This window comes from Cupriavidus sp. TMH.W2 (genome assembly GCF_050847365.1).
In the GTDB taxonomy this organism is placed as follows: domain Bacteria; phylum Pseudomonadota; class Gammaproteobacteria; order Burkholderiales; family Burkholderiaceae; genus Cupriavidus.
The window spans coordinates 1,791,150-1,806,446 of record NZ_CP193793.1 but is presented as its reverse complement, the minus strand read 5'-3'; the positions used below and the strand labels follow the sequence as shown (position 1 = coordinate 1,806,446).

14 protein-coding genes are annotated in these 15,297 nt (G+C 67.8%); 11 read left to right on the top strand and 3 right to left on the bottom strand.

Features of this window, described 5'->3' with window-relative positions:
- The first annotated feature begins 20 nt into the window (after window positions 1–20).
- Complete coding sequence (gene fdhF, locus ACREYQ_RS25695; protein ID WP_432260801.1) at window positions 21–2,834, top strand: formate dehydrogenase subunit alpha; 2,814 nt, start codon at window positions 21–23, stop codon at window positions 2,832–2,834.
- Window positions 2,835–2,930: 96 nt separating this feature from the next.
- Here the strand turns inward: fdhF and ACREYQ_RS25690 are convergent, their stop codons facing one another.
- Window positions 2,931–3,224 carry a GYD domain-containing protein gene (locus ACREYQ_RS25690; protein ID WP_432260800.1) on the bottom strand — a complete coding sequence of 98 codons (294 nt, stop codon included), beginning with the start codon at window positions 3,222–3,224 and terminating at the stop codon, window positions 2,931–2,933.
- Between the two features lie 344 nt (window positions 3,225–3,568).
- Between ACREYQ_RS25690 and ACREYQ_RS25685 the strand changes: the two genes are divergently transcribed.
- Together ACREYQ_RS25685 and ACREYQ_RS25680 are read left to right on the top strand one after the other, a co-directional pair.
- The gene (locus ACREYQ_RS25685) at window positions 3,569–4,072 is read left to right on the top strand and encodes a helix-turn-helix transcriptional regulator (RefSeq protein WP_432260799.1); all 504 of its coding nucleotides are present in this window, start codon (window positions 3,569–3,571) and stop codon (window positions 4,070–4,072) included.
- Between the two features lie 55 nt (window positions 4,073–4,127).
- Complete coding sequence (locus tag ACREYQ_RS25680; protein ID WP_432260798.1) at window positions 4,128–4,730, top strand: nucleotidyl transferase AbiEii/AbiGii toxin family protein; 603 nt, start codon at window positions 4,128–4,130, stop codon at window positions 4,728–4,730.
- 20 nt (window positions 4,731–4,750) lie between these two features.
- Here ACREYQ_RS25680 and ACREYQ_RS25675 read toward each other — a convergent pair whose 3' ends face one another.
- Window positions 4,751–5,269 carry a MarR family winged helix-turn-helix transcriptional regulator gene (locus ACREYQ_RS25675; RefSeq protein WP_432260797.1) on the bottom strand — a complete coding sequence of 173 codons (519 nt, stop codon included), beginning with the start codon at window positions 5,267–5,269 and terminating at the stop codon, window positions 4,751–4,753.
- A gap of 139 nt (window positions 5,270–5,408) precedes the next feature.
- Here ACREYQ_RS25675 and badH point away from each other — a divergent pair, with 139 nt between their 5' ends.
- From badH to aliA, 4 genes are read left to right on the top strand one after another with little or no spacing between them, the layout of a single operon-like run.
- Window positions 5,409–6,176, top strand: coding sequence for a 2-hydroxycyclohexanecarboxyl-CoA dehydrogenase (badH, locus tag ACREYQ_RS25670; RefSeq protein ID WP_432260796.1), 768 nt, complete (start codon window positions 5,409–5,411; stop codon window positions 6,174–6,176).
- A 34-nt stretch (window positions 6,177–6,210) separates the two neighbouring features.
- Window positions 6,211–6,993, top strand: coding sequence for a 2-ketocyclohexanecarboxyl-CoA hydrolase (gene badI / locus ACREYQ_RS25665; protein ID WP_432260795.1), 783 nt, complete (start codon window positions 6,211–6,213; stop codon window positions 6,991–6,993).
- A gap of 23 nt (window positions 6,994–7,016) precedes the next feature.
- The gene (gene aliB, locus ACREYQ_RS25660) at window positions 7,017–8,168 is read left to right on the top strand and encodes a cyclohexanecarboxyl-CoA dehydrogenase (protein ID WP_432260794.1); all 1,152 of its coding nucleotides are present in this window, start codon (window positions 7,017–7,019) and stop codon (window positions 8,166–8,168) included.
- 42 nt (window positions 8,169–8,210) lie between these two features.
- Window positions 8,211–9,854: a cyclohexanecarboxylate-CoA ligase gene (gene aliA, locus ACREYQ_RS25655; RefSeq protein ID WP_432260793.1), complete on the top strand. Its 1,644-nt coding sequence runs from the start codon at window positions 8,211–8,213 to the stop codon at window positions 9,852–9,854.
- Window positions 9,855–9,908: 54 nt separating this feature from the next.
- Here the strand turns inward: aliA and ACREYQ_RS25650 are convergent, their stop codons facing one another.
- Entirely contained in the window at window positions 9,909–10,337 is a 429-nt protein-coding gene (locus ACREYQ_RS25650) for a hypothetical protein (protein ID WP_432260792.1), read from the bottom strand.
- Between the two features lie 276 nt (window positions 10,338–10,613).
- On the opposite strand from ACREYQ_RS25650, the gene ACREYQ_RS25645 reads away from it, so the two are divergent.
- The 4 genes from ACREYQ_RS25645 (at window position 10,614) to ACREYQ_RS25630 (ending at window position 15,249) form a co-directional block, all read left to right on the top strand.
- On the top strand, window positions 10,614–12,896 hold the full coding sequence (locus ACREYQ_RS25645; RefSeq protein ID WP_432260791.1) for a TonB-dependent siderophore receptor: 2,283 nt from the start codon (window positions 10,614–10,616) through the stop codon (window positions 12,894–12,896).
- 70 nt (window positions 12,897–12,966) lie between these two features.
- Window positions 12,967–13,290, top strand: a complete 324-nt coding sequence (locus ACREYQ_RS25640; protein WP_432260790.1) for an iron uptake protein — start codon at window positions 12,967–12,969, stop codon at window positions 13,288–13,290.
- On the top strand, window positions 13,287–14,924 hold the full coding sequence (locus ACREYQ_RS25635) for a PepSY-associated TM helix domain-containing protein (protein WP_432260789.1): 1,638 nt from the start codon (window positions 13,287–13,289) through the stop codon (window positions 14,922–14,924). Before ACREYQ_RS25640 ends, ACREYQ_RS25635 begins: the two co-directional genes overlap by 4 nt.
- Window positions 14,908–15,249, top strand: a complete 342-nt coding sequence (locus tag ACREYQ_RS25630; protein WP_432260788.1) for a DUF3325 domain-containing protein — start codon at window positions 14,908–14,910, stop codon at window positions 15,247–15,249. Before ACREYQ_RS25635 ends, ACREYQ_RS25630 begins: the two co-directional genes overlap by 17 nt.
- Window positions 15,250–15,297: the final 48 nt, after the last annotated feature.

The following is a 15,297-nucleotide window of genomic DNA, read 5'->3' as shown; positions in this document are numbered from 1 at the left end:
CCCGAGCCTGAGAGACAGACATGAATGCACTGACCCGCGCCGAACGCGCGCTTGTCGAATCCGCGGAGCCAGCCGTCACCTTCACGCTCAATGGCCGTGAGGTGTGTGCGCAGCCCGGCGAGAGCCTGCTGAAGGTGGCGCAACGCGAAGGCTTTGACGTGCCGCACCTGTGCTACAAGGACGGCCTGGAGCCGGCCGGCAACTGCCGCGCCTGCATGGTCGAGATCCAGGGCGAACGCGTGCTGGCCCCGTCCTGCTGCCGCTATCCCGCGCAAGGCATGCAGGTGCAGACCGAGTCCGACCGCGCCCGCCGCGCCCAGCGCACGGTGCTGGAGCTGCTGCAGTCGGACATGCCCGAGACCGACTACACCCGCCAAAACGAGCTGGACCAGTGGGCCGCGAAGCTGGAGCTCGGCAAGCCGCGCTTTGCCCCGCGCCAACGCGTGGCGGCGGATCTGTCGCACCCGGCCATCGCCGTCAACCTGGATGCCTGCATCCAGTGCACGCGCTGCCTGCGCGCCTGCCGCGACGAGCAGGTCAACGACGTGATCGGCCTGGCGCTGCGCGGCGACGAGGCCCGCATCGTGTTCGACATGGACGACCCCATGGGCGCGTCCACCTGCGTGGCCTGCGGCGAATGCGTGCAGGCGTGCCCCACCGGCGCGCTGATGCCCGCGCGCGACGCCGCGCTGGCGGTGCCGGACAAGCAGGTGGACTCGGTCTGTCCTTATTGCGGCGTGGGCTGCCAGCTGACCTACAACGTCAAGGACAACCGCATCCTGTTCGTGGAAGGGCGCGATGGCCCGGCCAACCATGAGCGGCTGTGCGTGAAGGGCCGCTACGGCTTTGACTACGTGCAGCATCCGCAGCGGCTGACGGTGCCGCTGGTGCGCCGCGAAGGCGTGCCCAAGCAGGGCGACTTCGTCATGGATCCGGACCACGTCATGGACGTGTTCCGCGAGGCCACCTGGGAAGAGGCGCTGGCGCTGGCCGGCGGCAGGCTCGCGCAGATCCGCGACACGCACGGCAAGCGTGCGCTGGCGGGGTTTGGCTCGGCCAAGGGCAGCAATGAAGAGGCCTACCTGTTCCAGAAGCTGGTGCGCACCGGCTTTGGCAGCAATAACGTTGACCACTGCACGCGGCTGTGCCATGCCTCGTCCGTGGCGGCGCTGCTGGAAGGCATCGGCTCGGGCGCGGTGTCGAACCCGGTGATGGATGTCGACAAGGCCGAGGTCGTGATTGTGATCGGCGCCAACCCGACCGTGAACCACCCGGTGGCGGCCAGCTGGATCAAGAACGCGGTGAAGAACGGCACCAAGCTGATCGTGGCCGATCCGCGCCGCTCGGACCTGGCGCGCTTTGCCCACCGCTTTATGCAGTTCAAGCCCGATGCCGACGTGGCGCTGCTCAACGCGATGATGCATGTGATCGTCACCGAGGGCCTGGTCGACCAGGACTTCATCGACAGCCGCACCATCGGCTTTGACGAACTGCAGCGCAATGTGGCGGCGTACAGCCCGGAGCTGATGGAGCCGGTGTGCGGCATCGAGGCCGAGGTCATCCGCGAAGTGGCGCGGCTGTATGCAACGTCCAGGAGCTCGATGATCCTGTGGGGCATGGGCGTGTCGCAGCACGTGCATGGCACCGACAACGCGCGCTGCCTGATCGCGCTGGCGCTGATGACCGGCCAGATCGGCCGCCCCGGCACCGGCCTGCATCCGCTGCGCGGCCAGAACAACGTGCAGGGCGCGTCCGACGCCGGCCTGATCCCGATGATGTACCCCGACTACCGCCGCGTGGACGATCCGCTGGCGATCGCCAGCTTCGAGGCGCTGTGGGGCATGCCGCTGGACCGCGAGCCCGGCCTGACCGTGGTCGAGGTGATGCAGGCGATCGAGCGCGGCGAGGTGCGCGGCATGTACATCATGGGCGAGAACCCGGCCATGTCCGACCCCGACGCCGAGCACGCGCGCGAGGCGCTGGCCGCGCTCGACCACCTGGTGGTGCAGGACATCTTCCTGACCGAGACCGCCTACCTGGCCGACGTGGTGCTGCCGGCCTCGGCCTTCCCGGAGAAGACCGGCACTTTCACCAACACCGACCGCACCGTGCAGCTCGGCCGCCAGGCGCTGGATCCGCCGGGGCAGGCGCGCCAGGACCTGTGGATCATCCAGCAGATGGCGGCGCAGCTCGGGCTGGACTGGCACTACGCCGGCGTGGCCGAGGTCTTCGAGGAGATGCGCCGGGCCATGCCCAGCATCGGCGGCGTAACCTGGCAGCGGCTGGAGCGCGAGCACGCCGTGACCTATCCGTGCACGAAGGAGGGCGACCCGGGCGAACCGGTGATCTTCATCGACAGCTTCCCGACCGCCACCGGCCGCGGGCGCTTCGTGCCGGCCGATATCATCCCGGCCGCCGAGCGGCCTGACGCCGATTACCCGATGGTACTGATCACCGGCCGCCAGCTTGAACACTGGCATACCGGCAGCATGACGCGGCGCGCCGGCGTGCTGGATGCGATCGAGCCCGATCCGGTGGCGCTGGTGCATCCGCTGGACCTGGACGCGCTGGGCGGCAAGCCGGGCGACGTGGTCACGCTGGCATCGCGCCGCGGCGAAGTCACGCTCTACGCGCGGGCCGACACCGGCACGCCGCGCGGCGCGGTGTTCGTGCCGTTCTGCTACTACGAGGCGGCGATCAACAAGCTGACCAACGCGGCGCTGGACCCCTTCGGCAAGATCCCGGAGTTCAAGTACTGCGCGGTGAAGATGGCGCTGGGCGGCGCCGCGCCGGAGCAGTCGAGCTACGGCGGCGGGCAGATCCTGGCTGTATAGGGCAACGGCAAGCCCTGATGAGCGGGGCGTCTGTCAATAACAGCGAACGCCCGCCGGGACGGTCCCGGCGGGCGTTGTGTTTTTCCCGGGCAAGACTCAACCCATCTTGCTGAGAATGTCCTGCATCTCATCGGTATTGAAGGCGCGCAGGGTTTGCGTGCGCACGTTGCCGGCGGCGCCAATGGTCAGCCCGAAGCTGGTCATGGTGGCATCGTCCGGCGCCTCAACGGTGATCACGATGTCGTATTCACCCAGCGTCCAGTAGATGTCCTTCATCTGCACCCCCAGGCGCGCACCCATCTCGCGCACGGCGGCGGCGCGCTTGGTGGTGTCCTTGACGGTGCGGATGCCCTGGTCGGTGAAGCTGGCTAGCACGATGTAGCGGGTCATGATGCGTCTCCGGCTGAATGGATCGGACGCCGTCCGCGCGTGCCCGTGGCGCGGGCCGTGACCCGCACCGCGCGGAAAGCGCCGACGGCGGTTCAGGCCGTCAAATCGGGGGGCGGCCGGGCGTCGAGGCGATGATGCCTTGCACTTCCTGCCGTCAGATGCCCGGGAGTCTGAACAAATCCAGGCCCACGCATATCGCGAGCCAATGGCGTTGGCTCGCGCTTGCTGGGAGATTCACGATGGTCCGGTCCGGGGCTCGCGATGCAATGCGTTTCATAGCTGATACGCTTCTGCGCCTTCAAATTTGTCGTCTATACTTGACAAATTGATGGGAGGTTTTCGCCATGAACCCCGCAATTCTCGGTAGCGCAATCCAACGCAAGCGGATCGCCTTGGGCCTGACCCAGCTGCAGCTGGCCGATATGGCGCAGCTTTCGCGCCAGTCGCTCAATGGCATCGAACACGGAACTGTCAATGCCACGCTGGATACGCTTGGTCGCCTGCTGGACGTGCTTGGGCTGGCGCTGGATGTGACCGACCCTGACGCCAGCCGCCAGGCCAAGGGCATGCCGACTCGGGCGCTCTGGATGGCGGCGAAGAGCGCCAATGTGAGCTATACGGGCGAACTCACACCCCAGGAGCTGGAGCGTGCGCTGGCCACGGGGGAGGTGTCGACGGATTATCGGCCTCAGCTCGCGCAGGTATTGGATGAGGCACCCCTGCAGCTTGTCACCAAGGTGGTTGCCGAAGTCGCGGCCCGGCAACACCGGAAACCAGCGGAAATCTGGAGGAATCTCAGGAGGCTCGCACAGTCGCTCACAGTGACGCGAGGAGGTCTGTGGGCATGACGTTGTCCTGCAGGGCGCCGTTTGGGAGAGCCTGTTTCCTCACGCGTTCACGCTGATGGAGGAGGTCCGGCGGCATGGCGATATCGAGCCGTTCTGGACGTTCGGCGGCGGGACTGTGCTGATGCTCCGGTACGACCATCGCTTCTCCCGCGATATTGACCTCTTCGTGCCGGATCCACAGTATCTGGGCTTCGTGACGCCACGTCTGAGCGAGGCTGCTGAGGCCATTACGGGCGACTACATCGAGCAGGGAAACTTTGTGAAGCTTGTGCTCGAAGCCGGTGAGATTGATATCGTGGCATCGCCCAACCTGACCGCCAATCCGTTCGAGACTTGGGGGATCATGGGGCAGTCGGTCAGGGTCGAGACGGCGGCAGAGATCGTGGCCAAAAAGCTCTTTCACCGGGGTGACCGGGCAACGGCGCGGAATCTCTTCGACCTGGCAGTCGTGGTCGAACGCGAGCCCTGGGCGCTGGCGGATGCTGCCCCGTTCTTGCTCAAGCACTCACAAGCATTCCTGGCGCAGGTGGAGGCGGGCGCCCCTATCCTGCGTGAGCAGTTTGCCAGGATCCAGCGGATCGGCTTCAACCGGAGCTTTGATGAATGCGTGCTACTGGCCGGGAATTTTCTCCGCTCATTGGGCGGAAGCGGCCGGTAACCGCGGCGGCCGGCCTCGCCTTATTCGCGTTCCTCATCCCCCGCACCCGCACCCGCATCCAACTCACGCATGTTGTCCAGCAACTTGAGCAGGTAATGCAGCGTATGCGTCAGGTCATTGGTAGAGAACCCCGTCAACGCCTGCTCGTAATACGCACGAATCTTCGGCTGCGCCTGGTGCAGCCAGACCTCGCGGCCCGGCTCGCTCATCCGTATCAGGCGTGAGCGGCGGTCGCGGCCGTCCGGCGCCAGCGTCACGTGGCCGTCGCGTTCCATCCGGCTGACCAGTCCTGACAGGTTCTGCCGGGTCACCATCAGATAGCGGGCCAGGTCGCCCACGCTCATGCCATCGGCGGCTTCCGGGCGCGACAGCGCGCCGAGCACGGCCCACTGCTGCGTCGTCAGGCCTTCTGCCTCGACGGCTCGTGATCCCGTTTTATGCAACATATTTGCGCATTGATACAGCCGGAAGAATAGCCGGTTGGCCAGTTCCATGCGCGCGGCTGTCGGGAATTCTGCTCCTGCTTCGGGGTTAACCATAGTCTTTTCCATAGGATCGGCGTCTTGCGTAGCCGGCAACTGCCACCTATTATAGGTAAACATATTTACCTAATTGAGTGTGCGATGCGACGGCGTCATGGCCGGCACGATAGCACCGGAACCCTGAAAGGAGAACGCTGTGCAAGGACTTGAAGGCAAGACGGTCATTGTGACCGGTGGTGGCGGTGGTATCGGCGGCGCAACCTGTTTGCGCTTTGCGCGCACCGGGGCGGCGGTGGGCGTGCTCGACCTGAACCGGGAAGCGGCCGAGCGCGTTGCCGGCCAGATCCGCGAGGCCGGCGGGCGCGCCCTGGCGATCCGCTGCGATATCACCGACCGCGCCAGCGTGGACGCCGCGGTAGCGGGGGTGGAGCAGGGCCTGGGCCCGGTGGACGTGCTGGTCAACAACGCCGGCTGGGACGTGTTCAAGCCGTTCATGAAGACCGCGCCGGCGCAATGGGAGCGGCTGATCGCCATCAACCTGACCGGCGCGCTGCATATGCACCACGCGGTGCTGCCGGGCATGGTCGAGCGCCGTCGCGGGCGCATCGTCAATATCGCTTCCGACGCGGCGCGCGTGGGCTCGTCCGGCGAGGCAGTCTACGCGGCGTGCAAGGGCGGGCTGGTGTCGTTCTCCAAGACCATCGCCCGCGAACACGCGCGCCACGGCATCACTGTCAACGTGGTGTGCCCGGGGCCGACCGAGACCGCGCTGTTCGAGGACTACAAGCAGGGCGCGGGCAACCCCGAGAAGCTGGTCGAGGCCTTTACCCGCTCGATCCCGCTCGGCCGCATCGGCCAGCCGGACGACCTGCCCGGCGCGGTGTTGTTCTTTGCCGGCGACGACGCCGGCTTTATCACGGGCCAGGTGCTGAGCGTGTCGGGCGGCCTGACCATGAACGGCTGAGCCCGCAGGACAACACCACCTCACGGAGACCATCATGCAATACGAAGACATCCTGTACGAAGTGCGCAATGGCGCCGCCTGGATCACCATCAATCGTCCGGAAAAGATGAACGCCTTCCGCGGACGCACCTGCGACGAACTGATCCATGCCATCAACCGTGCCGGCTATAGCCGCGAGGTCGGCGCCATCGTGCTGGCGGGCGCCGGCGACAAGGCGTTCTGCACCGGCGGCGACCAGTCCGCGCATGAAGGGCAGTACGACGGCCGCGGCACCATCGGCCTGCCGATGGAAGAACTGCACAACGCCATCCGCGACGTGCCCAAGCCGGTGATCGCGCGCGTGCAGGGCTATGCCATCGGCGGCGGCAACGTGCTGTGCACGATCTGCGATTTCACCATCGCCTCGGAGAGGGCCGTGTTCGGCCAGGTGGGACCCAAGGTAGGCTCGGTCGACCCGGGCTATGGCACTGCCTTCCTGGCGCGTGTCGTTGGTGAGAAGAAAGCGCGCGAGATCTGGTACCTGTGCCGCCGCTACCCCGCAGCCGAGGCGCTGGCGATGGGGCTGGTGAATGCGGTGGTGCCGCATGCGCAGCTCGACGCGGAAGTGCAGAAATGGTGCGACGAGATCCTGGACAAGAGCCCGACCGCCATCGCCATCGCCAAGCGCTCGTTCAACATGGACACCGCGCACCAGAGTGGCATCGCCGGCATGGGCATGTACGCGCTCAAGCTCTATTACGACACCGAGGAATCGCGCGAGGGCGTGAAGGCCTTCCAGGAAAAGCGCAAGCCCGACTTCCGCAAGTACGCCAAATAAGCCTGGACCAGGCGGAGACATCCATGAATCCCTATCTTGACGAAGACCTGACGGTGCTGGCGGAACACGCGCGCCGCTTTGCCGATGCGCGCGTGGCGCCCGGCTACCTGGAGCGGGACCAGACCCGCGTGCTGGACCGCGCGCTGATGCGCGAGATGGGCGAGATGGGCTTTATCGGGCCCGAACTGCCCGAGGCCTGCGGCGGGCAGGGCATGGGCTCGCTCGCCGCCGGCGTGATCCATGAAGCGGTGGCGCGCGCCGACCTGAGTCTGTCGTATATCAACCTGCTGGCCTCGTTCAACGGCCAGATCCTGGCGCAGCACGCGCGTCCTGAGATCGGCGGACCGTGGCTGCAGCGGCTCACGCGCGGCGAGGCGCTGCTGGCGATCGCGCTGACCGAGCCGCGCGGCGGCTCCGATGCGGCCAACCTGCGCCTGCGCATGGAGCGCGACGGCGACGCCTATGTGCTCAACGGCGAGAAGACTTCGATCTCCGCCGCCGACCAGGCCGATGCCGCGGTGGTCTTTGCCCGCACCGGTCCGGTCGATGCCGGCGCGCGCGGCGTCTCGGCCATGCTGGTGCCGATGGACCTGCCGGGCATCACCCGCAACCGCTTCGACTGCCACGGCCAGCGCGCCATCGGCCGCGGCTCGATCTTCTTCGAGAACGTGCGCGTGCCGGCCAGCCACCTGCTGGGCCAGGAGGGCGAGGGCTTTGTGCAGGTGATGCAGGGCTTCGATTTCTCGCGCGCGCTGATCGGCCTGCAGGTGCTGGCAGTGGCGCAGGCCGCGCTGGACGAGACCTGGGCCTACGTGGCCGAGCGCCAGGCCTTCGGCAAGCCGCTGTCGGCCTTCCAGGGGGTGTCGCACCCGCTGGCCGACTTCCAGACCCAGGTGACCGCGGCCCGCCTGCTGTGCCTGCAGACGCTGTGGCTGAAGGACCATGGCCTGCCGCACACCGCCGAAGCGGCGATGTGCAAGTGGTGGGCGCCCAAGCTCGCCTACGACGTGGTGCACCAGTGCCTGCTGTCCTTCGGCCACGGCGGCTATGACCGCGGCGCGATGGAGCAGCGCCTGCGCGATGTGCTCGGCTTCCAGATCGGTGACGGCACCGCGCAGATCATGAAGACCATCATTGCCCGCGGGCGCGCCGGGCGCGAAGCCGTGCCGGCCTGAAGCAGCGGTCGCACGCGACATCGCACAACGAGGAGACATGCCATGGATTTCGATGCCGTACTGATTGCGCCCCGCCGTGCCGCCAGCGTGGCGGCAGGCCACTGGCACGACCGCACCGTCAACGACTACCTTGCCGCCTGCGTGAGCGCCCGGCCAGACGCGCCGGCACTGACGGCGGTAAGCCTGGACCGCGGCACCGTGACCCGCTTCACGTGGTCCGAGCTGGCCCGGATGGCCGACCGGGTGGCGGTGGGGCTGAGCCGCCTGGGCATCGGCGCGCAGGATGTCGTGTCCTGCCAGCTGCCCAATGGCTGGCACCTGACGGTGTTGTACCTGGCTTGCGCGCGGCTGGGTGCGGTGCTCAACCCGCTGATGCCGATCTTCCGCGAGCGCGAGCTGTCGTTCATGCTGGCGCATGCGCAATGCAAGGTGGCGGTGGTGCCGCAGGGTTTCCGGGGCTTCGGGCATGCGCAGATGGTGCGGGGTTTGCGCGAGGTCTTGCCGGCGCTGCGCCACGTCGTCGTCACGGGCGGCGATGGCGCGGACAGCTTCGATGCGTTGCTCAGCGGCCCGCGCTGGGAAGATGAGCCAGACGCGGCGGACATCCTGCTGCGCAGCCGCCCGGGCCCTGACGATGTCACGCAACTGATCTACACGTCCGGCACCACCGGCGAGCCCAAGGGCGTGATGCATACCGCCAACACGCTGTTCTCCAATATCGTTGCCTATGCCGGGCGGCTGCGCCTGAGCGGCGACGACGTAGTGCTGATGGCCTCGCCGATGGCGCACCAGACCGGCTTCATGTATGGGCTGCTGATGCCGGTGATGCTGGGCGCGCATGCGGTGCTGCAGGACATCTGGGACCCGGCGCGCGCGGCCGCGCTGATCCGCGAGCAAGGCGTGACCTTCACCATGGGATCGACACCGTTCCTGACCGATCTTGCCCGCGTGGTGGCGGAGTCCGGCGTGCCCGTGCCGAGCCTTCGCACCTTCCTGTGCGCAGGCGCGCCAATCCCGGGTGCACTGGTTGAGAGCGCGCGCCTGGCACTGGGCGCCACGATCGTGTCCGCGTGGGGCATGTCGGAGAACGGCGCGGTCACCACCACACTGCCGGATGATCCCGAAGCGCGTGCTTCGACCACCGACGGCTGCCCGCTGCCGGGCGTGGCGGTGAGGGTGGTGGACGGCGCCGATGCGGACGTGCCCACAGGGGAGACAGGCCGCCTGCTGGTGCGGGCATGTTCCAACTTCGGTGGCTACCTGAGGCGGCCGCACCTGAACAGTACCGATGCCGACGGCTGGTTCGACACCGGCGACCTGGCGCGGCTGGATGCGCATGGCTACCTGCGCATCGCCGGGCGCAGCAAGGACGTGATCATCCGCGGCGGCGAGAACATCCCGGTGCTGGAAGTCGAGACCCTGCTGTACCGCCATCCCGCTGTGGCACAGGTGGCCATCGTCGCCTATCCGGACGAGCGCCTGGGCGAGCGCGCCTGCGCCTTTGTCGTGCCGCGCGCCGGCCGGCGGTTCGACCAGACGGCGATGGTGGACTGGCTCAAGGCGCAGAAGATGGCATTGCAGTACATCCCCGAGAAGCTCGTGGTGCAGGACGCACTGCCGGCCACGCCCGCCGGAAAGATCCAGAAATTCCGGCTGCGCGAGATGCTGCGCGGCGACCCGGCCTGAACCTGCCGCAGCGGTGGCAGGCACTCCGGCCACCGCGCAGCGCCGCGCGGGCGCTCAGCGGCATTGCGCCTGCGCGGCGAGCACCGCCTCGCCGAATAACTCCGCCACCAGGTCGATCTCCGCCTCGCCGATGACCAGTGGCGGCAGGAAGCGCACGGTGGCGCCGTGGCGCCCGCCCAGTTCGACGATCAGTCCGCGCTGCAGGCATTCGCGCTGCACGGTGCGCGCGCCGCTGTCGCTGACGTTGAACTGCAGCGCCGTAGCGTCCTGACCGCCAAGCGCCGGCTTGCCGAAAGCGTTGGCGACCAGCGGCACGGCGTCGGGCGGCACGCCCGGGCAGTGGCCCAGCAGCGCGCGCAGGGCCGAGCGGGCCGCGGGGAAGGGGGCGCGATTGGCAGGCTGCCGGAACGCGGCGGCGCGCACGCGTTTGCTTGTCGATAGCGTCGACAGCGCCGACAGCTCTGCCGCGGTGTCGACTGCCACGTGCCAGCCATGGTGCCGCGGCCTTGCCACGCCACGGTTTGCGCGACCTCGGCCGGTGCCGTCGGCAGGGCCGGCGCAGGGCGCTGGCGTGGTCGCCGCGACGGCAACGGAACGATCGGATACCCATATAAATGCGAATGAGTAGTATTTCTATTTGCAAACAATTCCGGTAGACTCGTTTTCCATCCGATGTGCAGACATTGTTCGCGTGGCCGCGCCCCTCTCGCCCTCCCCACGGCCTGGATTTTCACAACCGAGCACGGGAGTAAGAAGGACATGAAACACAGCAACAGTCGCGCGACCGAACGCGCGCGGGCAACACGGCATGGGTCCGTGCAGTGCCGCACCGCCACACGCTGGATACCGGCGGCCGTCGGCATGGTGGTCAGCGCGTCGGCTTTCGGACAGGAAAACGCGACGGGTTCGGCATCGGCAGCAACGCAGGCAGAGCAGCCAGCCGCCGCGGGTCGCCCTGCCCGGCCAGCGGAGCAGTCCCTGCCGGCAGTGACGGTCAAAGGCGCCCGCGAGAACCCCGTCAACCCGCCCACCACCGCGGGCAGCAAGGTGCCGCTGACCGCGCGCGAGGTGCCGCAATCGGTCACCGTGGTCAACGCCGAGCGCATCCGCGAGCAGAACCTGACCACGCTGGAAGGCGCGATGATGCAGGCCACCGGTGTGTTCGTCGAGAAGCGTGACCAGGAGCGTTCGATTTTCTATTCGCGCGGGCTGGAGATCGATACCTTCATGCTGGACGGCGTGCCGACCAAGTATGACTGGCGCAACACCGTGCAGCCGGACCTGTCGATGATCGAGCGGGTGGAAGTGCTCAAGGGGCCGTCGGGCCTGCTCGCCGGGGCGGGCAAGACCGGCGGCGCGATCAACCTTGTGCGCAAGCGCCCGACGCGCGAGACGCAAATCGACGGCGCGCTGTCGGTGGGGTCGTGGAACAACTACCGCGCCGAGGTTGATGCCGGCGGCGCGCTCAATGCCGACGGCACGCTGCGCGCGCGCGTCACCGGCGCGTTCCAGGACAAGGACTCGTTCATCGACAAGACCAATATGCGCACCAGTGCGCTCTATGGCGTGATCGAGTACGATATCACGCCCAACACGCTGGTGACGGTCGGGGCGAGCTACCAGGATGCCGAAGGGCGCCAGCCGTGGACGCTGCCGGCCTTCTACAATCCGGTCACGCGGCAGGCCAGCCTGCTCGACGTGCCGCGCTCGACTTACCTGGGCGCGGACTGGAACAGCGATCACTTCTACACCACCTCGGCCTTCGCCGAACTGGAGCACAAGTTTGACAGCGGCTGGCAGGTCAAGGGCGCGCTGCGCTACCTGAACAACCGCCTGCACCGCGAGCAGGCCTATGCCTATACCCCGGTGATTCCGGGCGTGAACACGACCGCGCTGTTCGCGGCCAAGCAGACCTACACGCAAGAGCAGACCAGCTTTGACGTCTACGCCAACGGGCCGTTCTCGCTGTTCGGGCGCCGGCACAAGGCGCTGATTGGCTTCAACTTCTCTGACTCGGAACGGCGCGACCCGAAATACTCGTCGACGCCATTCACGCAAGTCGTGAACATCTTCAATCCGCGCAGCGACTTCGCCAAGCCAACCTTCACCCCCAATGGCTCGGGCGTGACCACCACGACCAGGCAGTATGGCGTCTATGGCGACGCGCGCTTCTCGCTGGCGGATCCGGTGACGCTGGTGCTGGGCGGCCGCCTGAGCTGGTGGGACATCAGCGCGCGCCAGTACACGACCACGGCCAGCGTGACCCGGGGCGACGACATCAATGCCAAGTTCACGCCGTTTGCCGGCCTGATCTACGATTTCACCGAACACTGGTCGGCCTATGCCAGCTACGCCGAGATCTTCCAGCCGCAGGATGAGTACCTGACCGCCAGCGGCGACCTGGTCGATCCGATCAAGGGCAGGCAGTACGAGGTCGGTGTCAAGGGCGAGTTCTTCGAGGGTGCGCTGAACACCTCGCTGGCGCTGTTCCAGGTGCGCGAGACCGGCCGCGCCACGCTCGACAATATCAACACCACCAACCCGAGCACTCCGTTCTTCGTGTCGCAGGGTGAGACCAAGAGCCAGGGTTTCGAGCTGGAAGCCAGTGGCCGCATCACGCCGAGCTGGACCATCTACGCCGGCTATACGCTCAACGTCACGCAGGACCTGCAGGACCGCACCGGCCAGGTCAACACGCCGTTCTCGGCGATTGCGCCCAGGCACCTGTTCAAGCTGTGGACGATGTACCGCCTGCCTGGCGATTTCAACCGCTGGCGCATCGGTGGCGGCATGACTGCGGTGAGCCATGTGCAGAACACCACGCTGTTCCCGGCGCCGATCGGTGCGGTCACGCTGCGCCGCGGCGGCTATGCGACGTTCGATGCGGCGATCGGCTACGACTTCAACAAGCAAGTGTCGGCGGACCTGAACCTGACCAACCTGTTCGACCGCAGCTACTACTCACGGATCAACAACCCGCGCGAAGGCAACATCTGGGGCCAGCCGCGCGCGGCCATGTTCACCGTGCGCATGAAGATGTAAGCGCTGCGGCTTCCGTGGTGGTGCGATGCCATTGCACCACCGCGCCGGCCGCGCATTGCCAGGCATTTTAATGAACGACAGTCCCTCATCCCCGCCGCCGCGCCGCGCCATGCCGCCCGCGCTTGTCATGACCGCACGCGCGCTGGCCGCGCTGGCGGGCAGCTATGCCTTTGTCTGGGGCCTCACCGCCGGCGGCGCCGCGCTCGGCTGGCACCTGGGCCTGGCCCGCAGCGAGGCGGTGCTCTGGTTTTCAATGCTGGCCTTCCTCTTGTTTCCGATGATGTCGCTGTGGGCGCTGGTCACGCGCCACCTGCTGCGCGTGTGGCTGGTGTTGGCGGCCGGCGCGGCTATCGGCACCGGCGTGGCGTGGTGGCTGGGGGAGAGGCTGGGATGACGCGATCCGCACGCAACGACGCGGCCCGCTCCGGCGCGCCGAAGGCTGACGCGCATGCCGGGGGCCTGCGCCAGGCCATGGCCTGGGCCCACACCTGGATTGGCGTACTGCTCGGCGGTGTGCTGATGGTGGCCTTCTTCATGGGCTCGGTGGCGGTGTTCGACCGCGAGGTCGACCGCTGGATGATGCCCGCCACGCGCCTCGATGCAGCGCCGCCAACGATCGACATCGACACCGTGGTGCCGCGCGCCGTGGCGGCGCTGGCAGGCGGCAAGCCTTTGCGCGAATGGGCCGTGACGCTGCCAGAGGCGCGCACCCCGGTGATGATCGCGCGCGTGCGCTATGCCGCCGCGGGCGGGCAGATCCGGCTGGCCGATCCACGCAGCGGCACGCTGCTGCCAGATGTGGGCACGCTGGGCGCGTCGTCGTTCTTCTATCCGCTGCACTACAACCTGCACCTGCGCGCCTGGAACATCGGCTACTGGCTGGTGGGCCTGGCAGCGATGGCGATGCTGGCGGCGATCGTGTCGGGGGTGATCGTCCACGTCCGCATCTTCCGCGACTTCTTTACGTTCCGGCCGCGCAAGCAGCTGCAGCGCAGCCTGCTGGACCTGCACAACCTGACCGGCGTGCTGGCGCTGCCGTTCCACGCGGTGATCACGTTCTCGGGCATCTGCATCGTCTACATGATCCTGATGCCGGCCGGCATCAGCGCGCTATACCAGCGGCCGAACACCTTCTACGACCAGGCCTTGTCGGGCTACTCGCGCGCGCCTGCCGGGGTGGCGGCGCCGATGGCCGCGCTTGGGCCGATGGTCCAGACCGCGCGCGCACGCTGGGGCGGAGCGGCGCCGGCCGCGATCCGGGTGTGGCACCCCGGCGATGCCAATGCCGTGGTCAGGATCAGCCGCTCGGTGGGCGACCGCGTCAGCCTGGCCGACAACGCCGCCTACTTTGACGGCGCCACCGGTGCGTTGCTGCATCACCAGCCGTTGCAGCCGGCCGCGGCCACGCAGCGTTTCCTGACCGGGATGCATTTCATCGCGTTCGACCACTGGCCGTTGCGCTGGCTGTATTTCCTGGCCGGGCTGGCGGGGTGCGTGCTGATTGGCACCGGGCAGCTGTACTGGCTTGACAAGCGCCATGCGCGGCATGGCGAGAAGGGCGTGCGGCTCGCGGCCGCGGCAACCGCGGGCACCACCACCGGCCTGGTCATCGCCACGCTGGCGATGATGGCGGCCAACCGGTTGCTGCCCATGACGCTGCCGTCGCGCGAGTTCATCGAGGCCGGGCTGTTCTTCGTGGTCTGGCTGGCCACCGCGATCCATGCGCGCCTGGCAATGCGCCCGGGCAGCCGAACGCTGGTGCCATGGCGGCAGCATTGCCTGGCGCTTGCCGGGCTGGCGCTGGCGGCGCCGGTGCTCAACGGCCTGAGCACCGGTGACTGGCTGCCGTTGGCGCTGGCGCGCGGCCACCTCGCGGTGGCCGGCGTCGACATCGTGATGCTGCTGACGGGTGGGCTGGCGCTGGCGGCGGCGCGCCGGCTGCGGCGCGTCGACGCGGCACGCCTGGCCCGGAGCGCTGCTGCCAGCAGCCAGGCGCTAGAGGAGATGGATCGTGTCAACCACGCTTGAACACTTGCTGTTGCTGGGCCTGGCGCTGTGCGCGTACAGCGCCTTCGTGCTGTTTGCCTGCGCCACGGAGCGGCACTGGACCGAGCTGTCTGGGCAGCGCGCGGACCTGCCCGCCAGTGGCCGGCGGCGGCTGCGCTGCGCAGCCTGGGCGCTGGTGGTGCTTGGCGCCGTGGCCGCGCTCGCGGGCAACCGTACCGGCTTTGGCGTGCTGCTGTGGGCGCTTGCGATGATGGCGGGGGCGTTGGCGGTGTCGTTCACGCTGACCTGGCGGCGCGGCTGGCTGCAGGCGATCGCCTGCGGGCTGCTGGCCGTCTTGCGTGTGTGAGGCGTGCGCCCCGGGAGGGGCGTGCTTCTCGGCCCAGAAACGCAATTA

Bases quoted from the DNA above. Each gene is read 5' to 3' on its own strand.
- fdhF (WP_432260801.1), top strand. From the start codon at position 21: ATGAATGCACTGACCCGCGCCGAACGCGCGCTTGTCGAATCCGCGGAG.
- ACREYQ_RS25690 (WP_432260800.1), bottom strand. From the start codon at position 3,224: ATGACCCGCTACATCGTGCTAGCCAGCTTCACCGACCAGGGCATCCGC.
- ACREYQ_RS25685 (WP_432260799.1), top strand. From the start codon at position 3,569: ATGAACCCCGCAATTCTCGGTAGCGCAATCCAACGCAAGCGGATCGCC.
- ACREYQ_RS25680 (WP_432260798.1), top strand. From the start codon at position 4,128: ATGGAGGAGGTCCGGCGGCATGGCGATATCGAGCCGTTCTGGACGTTC.
- ACREYQ_RS25675 (WP_432260797.1), bottom strand. From the start codon at position 5,269: ATGGTTAACCCCGAAGCAGGAGCAGAATTCCCGACAGCCGCGCGCATG.
- badI (WP_432260795.1), top strand. From the start codon at position 6,211: ATGCAATACGAAGACATCCTGTACGAAGTGCGCAATGGCGCCGCCTGG.
- aliB (WP_432260794.1), top strand. From the start codon at position 7,017: ATGAATCCCTATCTTGACGAAGACCTGACGGTGCTGGCGGAACACGCG.
- aliA (WP_432260793.1), top strand. From the start codon at position 8,211: ATGGATTTCGATGCCGTACTGATTGCGCCCCGCCGTGCCGCCAGCGTG.
- ACREYQ_RS25645 (WP_432260791.1), top strand. From the start codon at position 10,614: ATGAAACACAGCAACAGTCGCGCGACCGAACGCGCGCGGGCAACACGG.
- ACREYQ_RS25640 (WP_432260790.1), top strand. From the start codon at position 12,967: ATGAACGACAGTCCCTCATCCCCGCCGCCGCGCCGCGCCATGCCGCCC.
- ACREYQ_RS25635 (WP_432260789.1), top strand. From the start codon at position 13,287: ATGACGCGATCCGCACGCAACGACGCGGCCCGCTCCGGCGCGCCGAAG.